Annotated in this window: 14 protein-coding genes and 1 pseudogene; 4 read left to right on the forward strand and 11 right to left on the reverse strand. The window is 32.4% G+C overall.

The features are described 5' to 3' along the window. Window positions 1-242: 242 nt before the first annotated feature. Complete coding sequence (locus J5Y03_RS08940; protein WP_209404748.1) at window positions 243-1061, reverse strand: VanW family protein; 819 nt, start codon at window positions 1059-1061, stop codon at window positions 243-245. A 343-nt stretch (window positions 1062-1404) separates the two neighbouring features. Beyond that, window positions 1405-2646: a helix-turn-helix domain-containing protein gene (locus tag J5Y03_RS08945; RefSeq protein WP_209404751.1), complete on the reverse strand. Its 1242-nt coding sequence runs from the start codon at window positions 2644-2646 to the stop codon at window positions 1405-1407. A gap of 215 nt (window positions 2647-2861) precedes the next feature. On the opposite strand from J5Y03_RS08945, the gene J5Y03_RS08950 reads away from it, so the two are divergent. Together J5Y03_RS08950 and J5Y03_RS08955 are read left to right on the forward strand one after the other, a co-directional pair. Continuing rightward, complete coding sequence (locus J5Y03_RS08950) at window positions 2862-3380, forward strand: hypothetical protein (RefSeq protein ID WP_209404754.1); 519 nt, start codon at window positions 2862-2864, stop codon at window positions 3378-3380. 146 nt (window positions 3381-3526) lie between these two features. After that, entirely contained in the window at window positions 3527-4642 is a 1116-nt protein-coding gene (locus tag J5Y03_RS08955; RefSeq protein WP_209404756.1) for an aminopeptidase, read from the forward strand. Window positions 4643-4667: 25 nt separating this feature from the next. On the opposite strand, the gene J5Y03_RS08960 is transcribed toward J5Y03_RS08955, so the two are convergent. The 3 genes from J5Y03_RS08960 to J5Y03_RS08970 form a co-directional block, all read right to left on the reverse strand. Continuing rightward, complete coding sequence (locus J5Y03_RS08960) at window positions 4668-5231, reverse strand: GrpB family protein (RefSeq protein ID WP_209404758.1); 564 nt, start codon at window positions 5229-5231, stop codon at window positions 4668-4670. 173 nt (window positions 5232-5404) lie between these two features. Next, window positions 5405-6463, reverse strand: a complete 1059-nt coding sequence (locus J5Y03_RS08965; RefSeq protein ID WP_209404760.1) for an undecaprenyldiphospho-muramoylpentapeptide beta-N-acetylglucosaminyltransferase — start codon at window positions 6461-6463, stop codon at window positions 5405-5407. A gap of 262 nt (window positions 6464-6725) precedes the next feature. Then, entirely contained in the window at window positions 6726-7301 is a 576-nt protein-coding gene (locus J5Y03_RS08970) for a nucleotidyltransferase family protein (RefSeq protein WP_209404762.1), read from the reverse strand. Between the two features lie 362 nt (window positions 7302-7663). Between J5Y03_RS08970 and J5Y03_RS08975 the strand changes: the two genes are divergently transcribed. Next, window positions 7664-8221: a hypothetical protein gene (locus tag J5Y03_RS08975; protein ID WP_209404764.1), complete on the forward strand. Its 558-nt coding sequence runs from the start codon at window positions 7664-7666 to the stop codon at window positions 8219-8221. Between the two features lie 76 nt (window positions 8222-8297). On the opposite strand, the gene J5Y03_RS08980 is transcribed toward J5Y03_RS08975, so the two are convergent. From J5Y03_RS08980 to J5Y03_RS08995, 4 genes are all read right to left on the reverse strand, one after another. Continuing rightward, window positions 8298-10412, reverse strand: a complete 2115-nt coding sequence (locus J5Y03_RS08980; protein ID WP_209404766.1) for an RNA degradosome polyphosphate kinase — start codon at window positions 10410-10412, stop codon at window positions 8298-8300. 244 nt (window positions 10413-10656) lie between these two features. Then, a complete protein-coding gene (locus J5Y03_RS08985; RefSeq protein WP_209404768.1) occupies window positions 10657-10890 on the reverse strand; it encodes a hypothetical protein in 234 nt (77 codons plus the stop codon). Between the two features lie 13 nt (window positions 10891-10903). Next, window positions 10904-11173, reverse strand: a complete 270-nt coding sequence (locus J5Y03_RS08990; RefSeq protein ID WP_209404769.1) for a hypothetical protein — start codon at window positions 11171-11173, stop codon at window positions 10904-10906. Between the two features lie 55 nt (window positions 11174-11228). Further along, a complete protein-coding gene (locus J5Y03_RS08995; protein ID WP_209404771.1) occupies window positions 11229-15461 on the reverse strand; it encodes a cation-translocating P-type ATPase in 4233 nt (1410 codons plus the stop codon). Window positions 15462-15613: 152 nt separating this feature from the next. Here J5Y03_RS08995 and J5Y03_RS09000 point away from each other — a divergent pair, with 152 nt between their 5' ends. Continuing rightward, window positions 15614-16102 carry a hypothetical protein gene (locus J5Y03_RS09000; RefSeq protein ID WP_209404773.1) on the forward strand — a complete coding sequence of 163 codons (489 nt, stop codon included), beginning with the start codon at window positions 15614-15616 and terminating at the stop codon, window positions 16100-16102. 21 nt (window positions 16103-16123) lie between these two features. Here the strand turns inward: J5Y03_RS09000 and J5Y03_RS09005 are convergent, their stop codons facing one another. Both J5Y03_RS09005 and J5Y03_RS09010 read right to left on the reverse strand, forming a co-directional pair. Continuing rightward, on the reverse strand, window positions 16124-16480 hold the full coding sequence (locus tag J5Y03_RS09005; RefSeq protein WP_209404776.1) for a hypothetical protein: 357 nt from the start codon (window positions 16478-16480) through the stop codon (window positions 16124-16126). A gap of 653 nt (window positions 16481-17133) precedes the next feature. Beyond that, window positions 17134-18464, reverse strand: a pseudogene (locus tag J5Y03_RS09010) (IS3 family transposase). Window positions 18465-18646 lie beyond the last annotated feature (182 nt).

Here is an 18646-nt window from a genome sequence, read left to right on the forward strand (position 1 = left end):
CAAAAGCACAATCTATTAGAAAAGAGCAAAAAAAAAGACTGGAAAACAGTCTCAAATTTGTTAGAAATAACAGCCTTCAATATTATTTAGTTTAGTTGCTATTTTGTAATTGCTGGCTATCATTTGACATAAGTGCATTTTTCACCTTTTCTATTTTTTATACATACCTATTCGGTTATATAAGTTATTTTTCCTTCTAGAGCTAAAAAGGAGCTGATCAGCTCCTTCCCTTTTCCAACCTACTATGACTTACTTTCTAACATCGGCTCATACATCATAATTGCATAGTTTTCTGTAAGAAACTCATCATCAATTTCGATAGATTGCGCATTATACACACGGCGATGAATTGTATTATAACGAATATAATTACCCCAATAGGCCATTTCTATTTTATGTGTTGCTTCGTAAACCTCATAATTGTTCAATGGTCGTTGACTGCATCGCCATTCTCCAACCAGGTGCGTGTCAGTTACGGTTAAAAATAATTGATAAGTATCGTTCGTATTATTTTTAACTTGTAAATCAAGATAGTTATAAGAACATGTTGCACCGCTGCCAAATGGCTGGGTTCGATTACTATCTGGAAAAACATCAAAGCTATGTCTATACCGTTCAGTTACTGTAAGTGGTGTGTGAATTGTCATCCAATAAATTAGATTAGATAACTGACAAAGTCCTCCCCCAATACCAGCTTTAAATTCTCCATAGTGGAGAACCATTCCTTCAACATAGCCTTTTCTTTTAGTAGGTTTCCCAATACAACGCCAATATGAAAATGTTTCACCAGGTTCAATTGTTAAACAGTTTAATTTTTGAACAGCAATTTTCAAATTGATCACTTTATTATGCTGATACCACATGTCCACATTTTTTAATTGACGTAATAACGGCGTTTGATGAGAAAATACTTGGAAGGGTAATTTTTCAACGCTCTTCTTTTTCACATATTTTTCCCCATCAAAATACCATTTTAAAAATCTTTTACTTCTATAAAAAACTTTCCCTAATTGTATCCTGAATTTCGAGCGTTTTTTCGGACGAAAATCAACTAGATTCATTTAAAGCATCCTTCCATTTATACTTTTTAACAAGAGATTGCTTGAAAATGATTCTAACAATATTATTTCGGGTCAAACTTCCATTGATCAGAATAAACATCCTCTAAATCTAATAACTATTCCATTCTTTAAAATAAAAAAACTTCTATATTTAAAAGAGGAAAGGAACAATCAAATACCACAATTCATCACGTGGGTTACCTGTTGTTCCTGGGGGTTACTTACTATTAGTCTTACAAAAATAGGATTCTTTATATCCAAATATATAAACATTATTAAACTATTAACTTTCTTTAAATAGTCAGCTTTATAGTTTAATTTATGTTATTAACAATATTTATCCCTATTGTTTCATTAATAGATTACAATCTAATAAATGCATTGTTGCTTCTTCAAAGCTTCCAATATTAATTAAATACTTTGCTAGTCTTTCTTTGTACTCAATAATTTTCTTAAAGTTATTATCTAGAATCATTCTTGGAATTACTACTTTGTCCAAGTAATTCATATACTCATTTTCATCTCCACATGATTCTAAATAAAGACAATAGATTTTTATATATTCAGAGTTATCATTGTTGGTCATTTCTGTAAGAGTAGCTCTAGAAAGCTCTTTCGCCTCTACTAATTCCCCTAAAAATATAAGGTTTTGAATAATATTCGTTATTAAACTCAAATAACTACTTGAATTTTTTTCAACTAATTTTAAAGCTTTGAAATAATATTCATTCGCCATTTCAAATTCGTTTTTTTGAAAGTATAAGTAACCTAAATTATGTAACGCTGATTTTTGGATGATTTTATCCTTAAATAAAATAGCATTCTTATATACGCTATGTAATAATGACTCAGATCTTTTTAAGTCACCAGTCTTTATTAATTCAATCGCAAGTAGTATTTCAGTATCTAAAATTCTCTTAAAATTATGTTGTTTTTCAAATACTGAAAGAGCCTTATAGGAATAGTGAATAGATAATCCGTTTCTTTTTAATTGAGCACTTATTAATGCTCTATAGAAATAATACTCTGTTAGCTTTTCATTGGAAATTTGAGAGTCTTTACATTCACTTATTTTCTCTAAATAATCCCAAGCTTCATAAATAGAGTTTTGGTGAAAGCGATACAATGCAATTATAAAGTAATATAAACATCTTTCATATTGGGAAAATTTTTTATTTAATTTTTCCAGCTTTTCTAGTAATTTATCTACCATTTTAAAGTTTTCTGTTTGTATATAAAACCAAGCTTTAGTTAATCCATATAAGAAAACGTATTCCGTGTGTTTTAAATAAGTCGAGTACTTTTCTATTGTTCGAAGTAATTGTCTACCCAAAGTGTAATTTTTCCTTTGTATAGAATCAGCAATATCTTCAATAATTATTTTTAGTTCCTCTAACTTTTCTTCTTCTAATTCAATTGAAACGTTTAATTTTTGTAACAATTCCTCTATTAAATCAAAATGCACTTCTTTAGAACCATTTTCTATTTTACTGAGATGCGTAACTGAACAAATATCTTTGCAAAGTTGCGCTTGACTCCAGCCCTTTTGCTTTCGATGATAATAGATCATCTTACCATAATTCATTTCTCTCTCTCTCCAAATTATTAAAAGTCAGTTCAATAGGATTATGATTCCCAATTATTTCCATTTAATTATCCACCAGTAGACCGTATAATTCAAACTACTTTTAATAATAAAAATTTTCCCAATACTAAAAAACATCTATTTGTTACTATAATTATTTTATTACATGGTAGTTTTCGTAAATTTTGTTGCTACTCCAAAAAGGGGATCTAATTATGAGACTTCAATATAAAATAATAGTGACCATACTATTTCTTTTAAGTTGTTCATATATTTATTATTTAAAAGTTCAAATTCATACGATCAGAAAAAATTCAATTCCAATCCAAACAATTGAGAGTTCTTTTTCCAATACATTAGGTAGTTTTAATAATAAAAAAAATAATCCTAAAACTGCGGAATATCGGAATCAATTGATCATTAGTAATAGTAATGACCTTGCTCAATTTTATGGCATTTGTATTACTTTATTTAGTAAGGAAGATAGAAATTTCTTTGAATTAACCTATAAGGTAGAAGATTATTATTTCTTTATGAGAGATTTGGCTTATAAAGTGGAGAATAAGGAACCATTAACAGACTATGAAAACGAGAAATATCAACAGATTTATGCCAATATGAATTTGCTGAAGCGAAATATTAGTGAGCAACGGAGAAATCATGGAACTTTTAATGACTTAAGTAAATTATACTCAAATATAAAACCTAGATGGATTGATGTACGATTCAATTAATTGAATCAAAAAAGGGAACAATTTGCTTCTCTTTTTTTGTTTACTTTATGTTTTTGAAGATTAATATATTTAAAGGAATTTTGTACCTTTATGAAGAAATTTAGTGATATATGCCTTTTCAATGAACATTATAAGGAGTTTTTAAGATGGATAGCCGTTTATCTAGATTAGCAGATGTACTAGTTAATTATTCTACAAAAGTTCAGCCTGGAGATCATGTGTTAATTCAAAGTGTCACTGAAATTGACCACTTAGTCGTAAAGGCGATTGTAAAAGCGGTTGGAGAAGCTGGAGGGCATGCTCATGTTTCAATGCGCGATACTGCAGTTACACGTCAATTGATTCTATCAGGTTCAGAAGAACAGTTTAAAATGTATGCAGATTGGGAGTGTTATCGTCTAAGCAAAATGCAAGTATATATCAATCTTCGTAGCCCTCGAAATGCGTACGAATTAGCAGATGTACCTCCTAATAAATTCAAGTTATATCAAACGATTTTCGGAAAAGCACAAAGTGAAGCTGTCTATAAAACAAGATGGGTTACAACAAGAATTCCTAACCCTTCTGCTGCCCAAGAAGCCAGAATGAGCACAGAGGCTTTTGAAGATTTTTATTACAATGTTTGCACCGTTGACTACAAAAAAATGTCTAAAGCAATGAATCCATTAAAAGAATTAATGGAAAAAACTGATATGGTAAAAATCGTTGGGAACGGAACAGATCTTAGATTTTCTATTAAAGGAATTGGTGTATTAAAAGGTGATGGCACAGATAATATTCCAGATGGTGAGATTTACACAGCTCCTGTAAAAGATTCTGTAAATGGTGTGATAGCGTTTAATACACCTTCTATTAATCAGGGGTTTGCATTCGAAAATATTTCGTTAAAAATTGAAAATGGGAAAATAATCGAAGCACATGCAAATGATACTAATCGAATCAATCAAATACTTGATACAGATAAAGGATCAAGATACATCGGTGAATTTGCATTGGCTTTTAATCCATATATTTTACATCCCATGAATAATACTCTTTTTGATGAAAAGATAAACGGAAGTTTTCATTTAGCTATTGGTGACTCATTAGAGGGTGCAGATAATGGAAATAAATCAGCTATTCACTGGGATTTAATAACAATCCAAAGACCAGATTATGACGGTGGAGAAATTTGGTTTGATGATGTGTTAATTAGAAAAGATGGTCGATTTGTATTACCTGAATTATATGATTTAAATGAAGAGAACTTAAAATGTAAATAGTTAAGATTTTAAATCCCCCTTGAATCTATTCACAGGGGGATTCATCTATCTTCGCTAAAACCGTATTAATAAAATCCGTTTTCCCTAAAGTATAGGATGCTCTGGCATTTGCAGTCTGTGACAAACTTTTTTTCAATTGTTCATACTCTACAACAGATTGTGGATTTTTTCGTAGATAATCTCGAAATGCCAAATGTCTAACTAATTCTTCACTATCTTTATGACAGACATATAGATGATGCTCCATCCAATTTATATTTCTTCCATCCCAAGGCACTGAAGTATCTTTTCTTCCAAAGGCTTCTCTACCTATAAAACTCCAATTTTCTTGATGATAATAACCAATTCTACTAAGCCCTTCTATCACAGCAGGCAGAAAAGAATAATCTTCTATGATAACATCAATATCCAAGATGGGCTTTGCTCCAAGCCCTTTAATTGATGTACTTCCAACATGCTCCATTCCGATCATTAAATCTCCTAGAGTGGATTCTAATACTTGTTTTAATGTGATAAATATTTCAGGCCAAAGTTCATCATATTCAACAATCTCTATCCCAGATGGGTTACTTTTTCCTTCAGTTTTCATAGGTAAACCTCCATAGCCTAGTGATATTATTAGATTTCTACCAATCTACATTCTAAGCATTATAAATCACTTCTCAATTTTCATATGAGAGCGAGTCGTAAATTAAGGAAATTCCTCTTAAAATATTTATCTAAATGAGTTCTCCTCATTTAAAAATATACTTACCTCAAACCCTAATTAATTTCCTTCACTAAAACATCAAGTGCATTACTTTGCTGCGCGAGCTTCATGGCTTTCTTAAAACTCTCCTGATTTTGTGCTAGCTTATCTAAATCATCAAGTAATTTTCTGTCATCCAGATTCTCTTCTTCCAACATAATGGCATAGCCATTTTTTTCAAAAGATTTACCGTTAAGTATTTGATCTCCTCTACTTTGATTCCTGCTCAAAGGAATAATAATCATTGGAATATTTAGAGCTAAAAACTCAAAAATTGAATTTGATCCGCCACGTGTAATGACAAAATTAGTTGCCGTTAATATATCTGCAAGTTCACCATGAAGATATTCAAATTGCTTATAGTTTTTTTGATGTAGCAATGATTCATCAAGATTACCTTTTCCACACAAATGAACAATTTGATACTTTGATGTCAATTCGCTAATTGCACCTCGAACTTTATCATTAATTTTTTTAGCCCCTAAACTACCTCCCATTATCGTTAAGATTGGTAATTTTTGTGTGTATCCTAAAAAGTCTAACCCTTTTTGAGCTGAGCCATTAAACAGCTCTTTTCGAATTGGGGAACCAATTGTTTTTGTTTTATTCTTAGGAAAAAATTTTGCTGCTTCTTCAAACGAAGTATAAATTCTTGTTGCGAAACGTTGAGAAATTTTATTTGCAAGACCAGGTGTTATGTCACTCTCGTGGATGTAGATTGGAATTGAAAGAGATTTTGCAGCAAGAATTACCGGAACTGAAACGAATCCTCCTTTAGAAAACACTAACTGAGGTTTTAACTTTTTTAAGATCCGCCTAGCTTCAAAGCATCCTCTCAACACCTTAAAAACATCAATGACATTCTCAAAATCAAAATAACGTCTTAATTTTCCGCTTGATATACCAAAATAAGGAATGCCCTGTTTTTCAATTAATTCTTTCTCTATTCCTTTTTTAGAACCAATATAACTAATTTCCCATTCCGATTTATTCAATTCATTTATAATTGCAATATTAGGTGTCACATGGCCGGCTGAGCCACCACCTGTGAATACGATTCGCTTTTTAGCCATTCTTTTAAACCTCCGTTTAATGCTATATCTTAGTATGTATTACAAATGTTCTAGAATTTCCGAACTATAATCAATTTGTTCTTTATCTTAATCAAATAAGTAATTCATTTATACTATTACATATTATCATGATTAATTTTATCTTAGTCACTATTATCAGAGTCTGAAGCAATGAAAAAAGAGATGAATTTTCATCTCTTTTTATTGTAATAAGATATTACGATATTCTTCAATTTATTAATTTACTAATTCATTTTTTGAATCAACTAATGATATTGTAGACCTTCACCTTTTTCCAAATCGAATCCCAATTCTTTTTTACAACTCGAGTATCGTAGATATTTTCAAGTTCTGTTGACTCTAGAAAATATGGTGTAGGCTTTACTTCAAAATTAATAACATCCTTAACTCCCCAAGGTGCCGCTAAAATGACATTGTTTTTCTGATCTAATTTAACACCTAAGGCTGTTGCTGTTTCTGGAAATTTTGATATACCATCAACGGAAGAAATATATGGTGGCAAGTTATTTATAACGTGCATTCTAGCTTGATTTTTTACAGACCACGGTATTGTGGGCATTAGTGATTTTAAATATTCCTCAATTTTCTTTTCCTCTGATTCATCCATATTAATTGAATCAAAATAAATAACATCAATATCAGGGATAGGTGTCCTTATGCCGAAGTTATGTAATACATCCCAAATTTTCGAACGGATAAAGCCTGCACAGATCCAACAATCAGGCAAATTCAACGTTTTTACAATTCTTATTAAACTCATCATCCATTCGTCTTCTCTAATAATACGTACAATATCTTCTTCATTTTTGATCGTCAATTATTTCACCTTCATTAGGAAATTTTCAAACTGCTCTCTCCACAACCTTACACCATATTTTTCTACCTAATTATTCATAATCCTTCTACTAATTAAGAGCCTCGTTAATTAATATCCCTTCAAAATTAACAATAAAGTGAAACTTCCATCAGTGGGGGTTTTCTTTATCCCCCACTGATGGTTAGCCCGCCCAATCGGTCTTTTACGGGCAGTTATCCCCCACCTATCTTCTTCGCCTCTCTCTCAAATCTTGAGGTGAGGGTCTTACTGCCCGTTAATGCGGGATAAAATATTTTAAAACATATGAAATAAATTTAGTCATATTTGGGGAAAATCTTACATAATAAGGAGGCAAAAAAATTATGCTGAAAAAGTTTTTTTCTTTTAATAACCCAGTAGGTCTAGTCTTAAGTTCAGCTGTGCTGATCTTGACGGTATCTCCGCAGGCTAGAAAAGGAACTAGAAAGCTGTTAGTTAAAGGAACAGGTGCCGTATTAGCACTGGGGGATCAAATGAAGGGACTTACGATTGGTGTTCAAAAACAACTAGGATCATTTATGGAAAAAGCCAAAGCTGATAGAGAGCTGACAAACACTCCTCATTTGTCCGAAATGGTCAAAGAAGGGGTAGATATGGTCAGACACGTTGTAGAAGAGGTAGCTACAAAACCAAACTATTCAATGGAAATTTCAAAAGAAGCTGCCGATGACTTTTTTGAAGATTTTATGGTTTCACATGCTTCTGACGAGCCAGTTTCAAAAACAAATTATTCAATGGAAGTTGCTAAAGAGGATACATCTGATGCCTTTATTAAAAAAATTAGACCCGTTGAAATAAAGAAACAAATTACCGCTTACAATGTTTTAAACGATCATACTTTCAAAATGAAATTAACTAAAGTGGACGACCAATTACATTAATAAAATAAGGTTGACTCAAAAAAGTTGCTAAACCCAACCTTTTTGAGTTAACCTTATTTTTTGCTTCATTTGTTTCTTAATACGGTTCATCTTGGTTCACTTGGTTACCTAAATTATATAATTCCAGTTGGCTTTCTTTATCATACTCTCCACTTTTTTTCTTAATATAATGATAACATCCATTTTCATCTTGTATTCGTGCTTTTACATTATCCTCTAAATAAATATTAAGTATGTGTAAAATTCTATCCTTTAAATCGGTATTATTTATTGGAAATAATATTTCAACTCGATTTTCCATATTCCTTGTCATTAAATCTGCAGAAGAAAGATACATGGCAAAATTTCCGTTTTGATGAAAATAATAAATCCTGCTATGCTCTAAAAATCTCCCAACGATGCTACAAACACGAATATTTTCACTAACATATTTTATACCTGGACGAAGACAACAGATCCCACGAACAATTAAATCGATTTGAACACCTACTTGTGAAGCTTCATAAAATTTAAGAATTAATTTCTTCTCGGTAATTGCATTCATTTTAGCAATAATTCGGCCATTCCCAAATTGTTTATGATACTTAATTTCCATATCAATTAACTCAATAAACTTATTTCGAATATCAAGTGGTGAAACTGAAATACTCCTAAAGGCTGGTTTGTTCATAAATCCACTTAAGTAATTAAAAAAATTAGTTGCATCAATACCTAACTCATTCTTTGAAGTGATTAGTCCTAAATCAGTATAAAATTTAGCCGTTTCTTCGTTATAATTTCCTGTTCCTAAATGAACAAAACGCTGTATTTCCCCATTTACTTTCCTAACTATTAATGTTATTTTGCTATGGGTTTTTAAACAAGATTTTCCATATATGACCTGACATCCTGATTTTTCTAGTTCTTTTGCCCAATGGACATTATGCTCTTCGTCAAAACGAGCTTTTAGTTCTAAGAGTACTAATACTTGCTTTCCATTCTCAGATGCTTTTTTTAATGCTTCGATAATCGGAGAATTTTCACTAACACGATAAAGAGTCTGTTTAATAGCCAATACATTTGAATCCTCAGCAGCACATCTGATTAAATCAACAACAGTTTCAAATGAGTCATATGGGTGATGAAGAAGAATATCTTTTTTTAGGGCAATATCAAAAATACAATGTTCTTTTCCCGTTGCATCCTTAGTGATATCCTTTCCTAGTTGAGGTATCAATTTTTCATATATGAGATGCTCCTTGAAAGTAGATAATTTACTATAAAATCTGAATAAGAAAGTTAAATCAAGAGGACCATTTATGAAATATGTATCTTCCTCATGTATTTCTAATTCTTGTAACAGATAGGTTAGGATTTTATAATCTAAATATTTATTTGAAATTTCTAATCGTACGGATGCTCCCCATTTTCTCATTTTTAATTCTTTTTCTATTTTTTTTAAGAGGTCCTCAGCACCTTCTTCATGAATTTCTAAGTCTGCATTTCTTGTGATCCGAAACTGTGTTATCGACTCTACACACAAGCCAATAAATAATTTATCAATATAGTGACTAATTACATCCTCTAACAATACATATACCTTTTTTTCATTCAGCCTAGGTATTTCAATAAAACGATCCAATCCTCTTGGAATTTGTACGATCGCTAATTTTTTCTGATACTCTACATCTTCTTTCTCATCAAAAAGAACAACTGCAATATTCATACTTTTATTAGCTAGCATTGGGAATGGACGATAAGCATCAATTGCCATTGGTGTTAAAACAGGGAATATGACTTGATCAAAATACTTCTCAACGAAAAATAAATCCTCTTCTGACATTCCCTCAATAGATAGGAAGGAGACTCCTTCCTCTACTATCTCATTTATCAGCTCTTTATAAGTATTGTACTGTGTGAATACCAATTCATGGGTAATTTTCGATATTTTACCTAATTGTTCTTTAGGAGTCATACCTGCTTTATTTTCTGGCTTTGTTAATCCTGCATTTCTTTGATCTTTAAGGCCGGCTACCCTGACCATCATAAATTCATCCAAATTATTACTAAAAATAGAAAGGAATTTTAGTCTTTCTAACAGTGGATTACGTTGATCCATCGATTCTTCCAATACCCTTTTATTAAATAACAACCAGCTTATTTCTCTATTATTAAAATAACTTGATTTATTGGTATCTATTATGTGATCCATTGTTTTCACACCTTTTAACTACAATTACTTGTAACTAGTTTTTTATTTATCCCGCATTAACGGTCAGTAAGACCCCCACCTCAAGATTGAGAGAGTGGCGAAGAAGATTGGTGGGGGATAACTGCCCGTAAAAGCCCGATTGGGCGAGCTAACCACCAGTGGGAAATGAAGAACCCCCCCACTGATGGAAGTTTCACTTTATGTGAAAGAAACCGCAAAGATATTACTCTTTACGGTTTTAAGTCTAGAATTTTTTCAGTTTTGGGAACGAAATAAGACTTAGTAAATTAACATTATTTTCTTTTCCCTTTGAACGAACCTTATTAAAAAAAGTACCTAAAAATTCTTCCCAAATCTTACCGATTGATTTTTTTGAACTTGGATTTTCTTTTAGTGAATCTATCGTTAAACTAAGGGCAGCATCTAAATGAGAGATTGCTTGCCGTAAATGACTTATCACATTTTCATTTTGTTCCATTACTTTCCCCCTCTTATTGAAAAATTCTTTCTGATACTTCCGCTTCTGAATCTACATATTCAATAGACATATCTTTATCTAATTGCTTCTTCATCCGTTCAAACTTGACTTCTGCTACCATATCTTCAAGTCCTTCCTTTGCTGAAACAATAAAATACTTCATTTGCCTCGATAAATCTCCCATAACTGGGCGAAGTGTTTTTCTTGCAATTGGTATAATCGCTGTTGATGCTATTAATAGTGCCGAACCAACAATCACTCTTTGAACGTTTCTTTGAATCATCATAAACCTCCTGATTGCTTTATTTTTAATTTAAATCAATATTGGAATTTTTATACTATGCAGCTATTAATCCTTGATTTTGGAACGTTAATGATCTTGGTTTTACAGTTTGAATCTTAACGATATATTTTGCAATAATAGCAGAGCAACTTGCGACTCCTATTATCGGTAACCAACTTAATAAAGGTAAGGTAGTTGTTCTAAAAATTCCTCCTAAACCTGGAATGTAAATAGTCGCCATTAAAGTTAACCAAGAAGTTCCTAATGCGCCAACGAGAAATTTATCCTTTGACCAATCCTTAACGTTTTGAGAAGTTCCCTGTTGTCTCCAAGAAAAAGTTTGAATTAATTGACCTGCAACTAATGTAGCAAACGCAGTTGTTTGAGCTACCGCTAACGATGCTCCTGATGCTAAACTTGTTGCAAATAAGCCTAAAGCGCCTATTCCAAGAATAAACCCACGAGTAATAACTTGTTTATACAAAGATTTATCTGCAATTTCTTGACGTTCAGTTTGGTTGGATTTATTACCTGGATTAATCGCTAACACCATTGCAGGTAATGCGTCTGTTAACAAATTCATTAATAGGATTTGAATTGGAATCACCGGTAATGGTAAACCTGCAATTACCGCAGAGCTTGTAACAATAATTTCAGCAAGGTTCCCGCTTAATAAACACCCTAAAGCTTTCCTGATGTTACTGATAATTGTCCTACCCTCTTTAACCCCTTCAACAATCGAGCCAAAATGATCTTCCTTCAAAACGATATCTGCAATTTCTTTTGTGACCTGAGTACCAGTTTGTCCCATTGCTATTCCTATTTGGGCTTTTTTAATTGCAGGTGAATCATTAACACCATCACCTGTCATCGCGACAATATGCCCTTTATTTTGTAAAATTGTCACAATCCTTAATTTATGCTCCGGTGTTACCCTTGCAAAAACAGCAACATCATCAATCATACGACCAAGGTCTTCATCATTCATATTTTCCAAATCGTGACCTGTAATAACTTTTTTACTTCCATCACAGATGCCCACCTTTTTAGCAATGGCTAATGCAGTTATTGGATGATCACCAGTAATCATAATTGGCTTAATACCAAGTTTTTGTGCTTCAAGAATACTATTCTTAACATCCACTTTAGGAGGATCAATCATACCAACCATTCCTACATAAATAAGTTGGTCTTCAATATCCTCCATACAATGATCAGGTTTAATAGGTCGATATGCAAAAGCGATTACACGAAGAGATTGGTTTGCAAACTCTTCATTTTGATTCAAAATTAAACCTTTTATTTCTTGAGTTAAAGGATATCTTCTTCCATTTTTTTGATAATGAGTACAATGCACTAAAATCTTTTCAACTGAACCTTTTGACATAACAAAACATTGCTTATCTGAATTTTCATTTTTACATACTACAGTCATTTTCCCACTAGAGGAATCAAACGGAATTTCATGTAAACGCTTCCAATCATCGTGGTTTTCTTTTTTAATTCCCCTCTTAGCTGCTAGAGTAACGATTGCTCCTTCAGTAGGATCTCCCTTTATACTCCATTGATTGTCTATGTTTTCAAGCGTTGTATTACTACATAACAATCCAATTTTTAATAATTTTTCTAAATCTTTTGATTCACTTTCAGCACCTTGTAGATTAACTATTGTTCCTTCTGGTTTGTATCCATCTCCTGTAACTTTAAATTGCTCTACAATGGTAGCAACTCTCTTAACTGTCATTTCATTTTTGGTTAACGTTCCAGTTTTATCAGAACAAATAACTGTTGCTCTTCCTAATGTTTCTAAAGCAGATAATTTTCTTATCAAGGAATTTTTTTTAGCCATACGGAAAATTCCAGCTGTTAACGCAATTGTGATTGTAACTGGAAGCCCCTCAGGAATTGCAGATGCGGTTAAAGCCAATGAGGTTGTAACCATTTGTGTCATCGGAACACCTCTTAACAAGCCTGCAATAAACACAATTCCCCCTGCCATTAAGGCACCTTTCATGAATTTTTTACTAATTGAGGTAACTTGTTTTTGTAAAGGGGTTTCTTTATCTTCTTCTTCAGATAATAGCGTCATTATATGACCCATTTCAGTGGCATTTCCTGTATGTACAACAATTCCTCTTACTTTTCCTCTTGTTACATGTGTTCCCATATACAACATATTTAAACGATCAGATAGTGGCTGCTCTTTAGCAACTACAATATCTTTTTTCTCAACAGGTAATGACTCCCCTGTTAGTGATGACTCATTAGCCTGCAAGTTCCAAGCTTGAATAATTCTCAAGTCAGCAGGAACTAGTTCACCTGCTTCTAAGTCAACGATATCCCCAGGAACTAACTCTTGTGCAGGGATTTCCTTTTTATTTCCATCTCTGATGACATTACAATTAGGTGGAACAAACTTTGTTAATGTTTCGACAGCCTGCTCAGCCTTTCGTTCCTGCATTGTACCGATTCCAGCATTTAGTAATAAAATTGTAGACATCGCCAAACCATCGAACAAATGACCTGTGAAAATACTAATCAAAGCTGTTGAACCTAAAATAATCGTTGTAAATTCTTTAAATTGTCCTAAATAGCTTTTTATCCAATGTGGCTTAGCTTTTGGTTTTAGTTGATTTTCACCATATATTTTGTAGGAATCTTTGACTTGTTCTGTATTTAAACCCGTCTTAGTACTACTTTTTAATTGATTTATAATTTCAAAAGTACTCAATGCATGCCACGGCGTTTGCTTTTTTTGATCCATTGAAGTTGATGATGGACTATCGTTTTCATTATGAAACAATTTTTCTGATACACGTTTTGACTTCGTTAAAAAGCTTAAAGTAAGTGCGTCTCCTATTAGACTGATTAAAGGTGCACTAATCATTAATGGCACTGCAATGATTGAACCAATAAAATTCCATAAAGAAGTTAATCGCAGATTTCGATGTACCAAGTGATTTATTGCTTTAGCCTGTTGATATGTTTTATCTAATTTAGTTAGATTTGAAAGGGATACAGTTGGATAATAAGATACAATCCTACTATCAAGACTTCCTGTATCAGATGTTACAAATAAAACCTCTTCTTTTTGCATTGAAATGGTATTTAAATCTTCAAGTAATATAATTTGATACTTTTCATCTAATAGTTGAGATAAATGCTGTACATCAATATGATGTTTGTTAAATAAAAACGCCACTTTTGAATCCTTATTTAATCCAGAAAGGAATTGATGATTTTCTATTCGAATACCGTTTTCATTTAAAAGAAGGGATACATCTTCATAAACAACTGTATTTAAGTGTGACAATTGATAAATTGAACCATTTTTAGGTATAAAATTTTTATTTTCCTTCGCAAGCATTTCTGCTTGTTTCCACGTATATTCCGTAGAAGTTAAAACTGGTCTTGGATTTGCAGCTAAGAGAATGGCTAATGATGAAATAGGATTTCGGGTTAATGCATAATTAATTCCAGCTGTAGCAAACCCAAATCTACTCATCCTTCGACTATATGTCTGTATTTTAGGAGGTACATATGGTTGATCGAGTATTTCATTATTAAAGCAATTCTTACGTTTCCAATTTAAATATTGTAAAATGCTCAAACCAGCTAGAACAATAAGGTTTTCTCTAGCTAATGCTAAGGCAAAGGAACTAACCCCCAAAATTAGGTCCGTATTGATTTTTTTGTGACTACCTAATGACTGAATACCTCTCCTCAGAAAGGGATAACCTGTCCCAATAGCCAGTGCTCCACTTAAATAAAATGGAAATGGATGCCTCGCTAGAGCAGACCTTCCAAAAAATAATTGTTTTATGCCTAATACGCCAAGTCCAGTTATACCTAATGTTAATGAGAGTGGTGGCTTTTCTAACTTACCATTAGTTAGTTTTATTTGTGGGATGGTATTTAAATAAGATTCACTTGAAGCCAAAGGTGATTCAATAGTAACAGCGACTTCTTTTTGAGCTATCTCAGATTGATCGTCATTATCCTTTATTTCATCAAATTCTGTTTTTAAATATTTCTTTTTAAATACTGCTTCTTCAAACCTTTTTATATATAATTCTAAAACGGTTCTAGAGAGCTTTTCTTCATCAAAGATTAGAAGGACTTTACCAGTATTAACATTTGCATGGACGATTGAAATGCCATCAATTGAGGAAAAAATCTTCTCAAATTTATAAGAAACTTCCATATCATTTAGTAGTCCAAATAGTTCAATCCTTAATCTACCAGGAATCCCCCGTGAAAACCGATGTTTAAATGATATCTCTCCCATTTACCGATTTTCTCCTTTACATTAAATTTACATTTACCTATTGTTAACAAAATTCAATTCTTTATTCACATTAGGTTTTTATATTGGAAGATTAAAAAATATAAAATATGGATAAAATTTTAAAATTAAACTTAAGTATAAGGAGAATAAATATGTTAAAAAAACTATTTTCATTTAGTAACCCAGTGGGACTTATTCTTACAACTGCAACTATTATCCTTACTCTTTCACCTGAAGCTAGAAGAGGTACAAGAAAATTGCTAGTAAAAGGAGCTGGGGCTGCTTTAGCTTTAGGAGATCAAATGAAAGGGTTAACAACACAAGCACGTCTGCAATTAGACTCAGTTATGAATGAAGCTAAAGAGGAAAAAGAAGCAATGGTGCTTCCTGATTTTGTTGGTATGGCTAAAAATACAGGTAGTAAAATTAAGAACAGTTTTAGTGCAGGAACTGAAATTAGTAAAGATGGAATTGAAAAAGCTGGTGAAAGCATAGAAAAAGCAAATGACTCTTACGAAAAAACTCAAGGTTTATTTGATGATATCGAACCAGCTAAAACAAATGAACAATTCGCATATAACGTTTTAAATGACAATGTAATTATTGACAAATTAAATGAAATAGACCAACAATTCCAATAAAAAGAGCCAAACGGGCTCTTTTTATTGTGGTTGATTCTTTAATAAAAATGGATCATTATACTCTAGTTGTCTAATGTCGTTTTTATTTGGAAATAGTATATTACTTGCACCGTTTCCGACTGTTTGTCCGACACGTGAACCAACTACATAACCTACAAAGCCTCCCACTATGGTTCCTACACCTGGAAGCAAAGAAGTTCCTAACATTGCACCGTATTCAATCCCAGCTACAGCACCAACTGTTTCTGTTACATTTCTCGTAGTATGCACACCTAATTCTCGATTATTGATTTTACCATTTTTTAACAAGATAAGATCTTGGATTAAAGTTAATCCTCCCGAAAAGGCTGCTGACCAAACGATAAATCCTTTATGCATAATCATATTCCTCCTAAACAAATAATAAATAATGTTCCCAAGTTAGAAAAAAATAAACTTATCTTTTAGATAACTAATTTAAAATCAGTTCTTTGTTTACATCTTATTTATCTATTTTTTGATTAGGTAAACATTGAAGGATTTCTTAAAAAAATAAAAGGCTGTTTTCATATACTTTGTTGCTAACAAGGAGATTAGTGTTCCACTCCAGGATGCTCGCTTTCCGTGGGGCGAGCGGTGAGCCTCCTCGGCGCTATCGCTGAGGCCACTGAAAAAGTATCTTTTGAACAAAAAATTCAATTTCCAGAAAAATCGTTTCCCAAAACACCTCGACTTTTTCTAGCTATAGTGGGGACGAAAGTTAATTTCCAAGTCAGTTTAGCATCAAAAGTGGGGGTGGTAATTTTTAGGGATTTTGTTTTTTTAAAATGATGGACTTTTTCAGTTCCCTCGCTATCGCGCCTGCGGGGTCTCACCTGTCCCACTGCTACAGCAGTCTCGCAACTTCCGCTCAAATCAACTTCTTTATCAACAGTTTCCTCATCAAAATCTTTTTAAAACAACAATGTTTTAGAAAAGAACCAAATAAAAACTAGTTATGAGGAGTGAAATGTTCCCTATAAAGTGGACTCTTTAAATAAGAGACCCGCACATTATGCACATAGAATTTGGCTCCAGTATTGAACCGGAGTCATTTTATTTAATGTCCATTGTGGACGGTAGTAATTATATTCTTCGATATAATTATAGATACACTCTTTTAATTCAACGAGTGTTTGACAACTTCTATAATCAACTTCATCTTTCATATGACCAAAGAATGATTCAATAGGTGCATTATCCCAACAATTTCCTTTTCTCGACATTGACTGAATAAAGCCCATTTCCTTTATTCTTCTTTGATATTCTGGATTGGTATAATGAAAGCCTTGATCGGAATGTAGTATTGCTCCTGGATAGATAGAGTCATCAAGTATTTAACTTAATTTATCTAGAGTTGAATAGACTAAGTCCATTGTTAGAGACGATGATACATGGGCTGCTAGAATTTCTCTAGTAGCACAGTCTTTCACACAAGATAAATACGCTTTTTGTCCTTTACCGTAGTAAAGATATGTAATATCGGTTAATAAAGCTTTTTGTGGTATATCTTGTTTAAACTCACGATTTAGAATGTTTTTACACGTTTTATGTTCCTGAGTAGCTTTCGCTATTTTTTTATATGGATTAGCCCTTCGAATTTTTGTATATAGGGAATATTTTTTCATAATACGATAAATACGTTTTAGGTTCATTGTTACCCCGAACCCTGCCAGACTCAACTTTATTTGACGAATACCTTTCTTTTGTTTTGATTTATCGAAGATATTCTTTATTAGTTGGTAGTCTATTTCATCTTGTTCTTCACGTTCATGTCGTGTTTTTTCTGCTTTTAAAAATGCGTAATAGCCACTTCTACTGACGCCTGCAAGCACGCATAAATAAGAAACCGAATGTAGGATATTATGGTTTCTTATCGTTTGTTCAATCAATTCAAACTTCTCTGTTTTAGTTAACGTTTCTTTTTCAGCGACGCCTACATTTCTAGTTCGTCGAGCTTTTTTAGAAACGCTACTTCTGCCTCTAGAAACGCTATTCTAGCTTCTGCTTTTTTAAGTTTCTGCTCAGATGTTAAATTCCTTGAAGAAGGTCTTCCAGTATTGCCTTTCCCACGTCTTTCATTATAAAATCCTTCTTCTCCATAGATTTTATATATATTACGCCAACGGTCTAAACAATGTTTAGGCTTATCTTTACCAATGATTTCTAAGTCAAATCCATTTTCAATAAAGATTTGAATAGGACTTTTTCCATTCTTATTATCTAACACAGCTTTTAATTTGAATTCTGGTTTATAGCTGATCGAACGATCTGATACTTTTTGAACATTACTATTTTTTTCAAGTTGTTTCATCTGAAAACTATTAAAGATTATTTTACTCATTTCCCCGACCTCATATATATATCTTATTTTTATTATAAACGGGATATAAATGTCGTGGACATAAAAATCCCCGAATAATAGACCTCTTTTAAAGTGTCTATTATTCGGGGAACATTTCAGGAGATGGTGGTAGTTTTTATCAAGGATTCAGCAATTCTCACCTGCTTCTCAATAATCCTAAC

It is taken from the genome of Gottfriedia endophytica, assembly GCF_017814275.1.
Lineage (GTDB): Bacteria > Bacillota > Bacilli > Bacillales > Bacillaceae_G > Gottfriedia > Gottfriedia endophytica.

Excerpts from the sequence above, each read along its gene's own strand:
- J5Y03_RS08975 (WP_209404764.1), top strand. The coding sequence starts at position 7,664 with ATGCTGAAAAAGTTTTTTTCTTTTAATAACCCAGTAGGTCTAGTCTTA.
- J5Y03_RS08965 (WP_209404760.1), bottom strand. The coding sequence starts at position 6,463 with ATGGCTAAAAAGCGAATCGTATTCACAGGTGGTGGCTCAGCCGGCCAT.
- J5Y03_RS08955 (WP_209404756.1), top strand. The coding sequence starts at position 3,527 with ATGGATAGCCGTTTATCTAGATTAGCAGATGTACTAGTTAATTATTCT.
- J5Y03_RS09005 (WP_209404776.1), bottom strand. The coding sequence starts at position 16,480 with ATGCATAAAGGATTTATCGTTTGGTCAGCAGCCTTTTCGGGAGGATTA.
- J5Y03_RS08995 (WP_209404771.1), bottom strand. The coding sequence starts at position 15,461 with ATGGGAGAGATATCATTTAAACATCGGTTTTCACGGGGGATTCCTGGT.
- J5Y03_RS08960 (WP_209404758.1), bottom strand. The coding sequence starts at position 5,231 with ATGAAAACTGAAGGAAAAAGTAACCCATCTGGGATAGAGATTGTTGAA.
- J5Y03_RS08945 (WP_209404751.1), bottom strand. The coding sequence starts at position 2,646 with ATGAATTATGGTAAGATGATCTATTATCATCGAAAGCAAAAGGGCTGG.
- J5Y03_RS08985 (WP_209404768.1), bottom strand. The coding sequence starts at position 10,890 with ATGGAACAAAATGAAAATGTGATAAGTCATTTACGGCAAGCAATCTCT.
- J5Y03_RS08950 (WP_209404754.1), top strand. The coding sequence starts at position 2,862 with ATGAGACTTCAATATAAAATAATAGTGACCATACTATTTCTTTTAAGT.
- J5Y03_RS08980 (WP_209404766.1), bottom strand. The coding sequence starts at position 10,412 with ATGGATCACATAATAGATACCAATAAATCAAGTTATTTTAATAATAGA.
- J5Y03_RS08940 (WP_209404748.1), bottom strand. The coding sequence starts at position 1,061 with ATGAATCTAGTTGATTTTCGTCCGAAAAAACGCTCGAAATTCAGGATA.
- J5Y03_RS08990 (WP_209404769.1), bottom strand. The coding sequence starts at position 11,173 with ATGATTCAAAGAAACGTTCAAAGAGTGATTGTTGGTTCGGCACTATTA.
- J5Y03_RS09000 (WP_209404773.1), top strand. The coding sequence starts at position 15,614 with ATGTTAAAAAAACTATTTTCATTTAGTAACCCAGTGGGACTTATTCTT.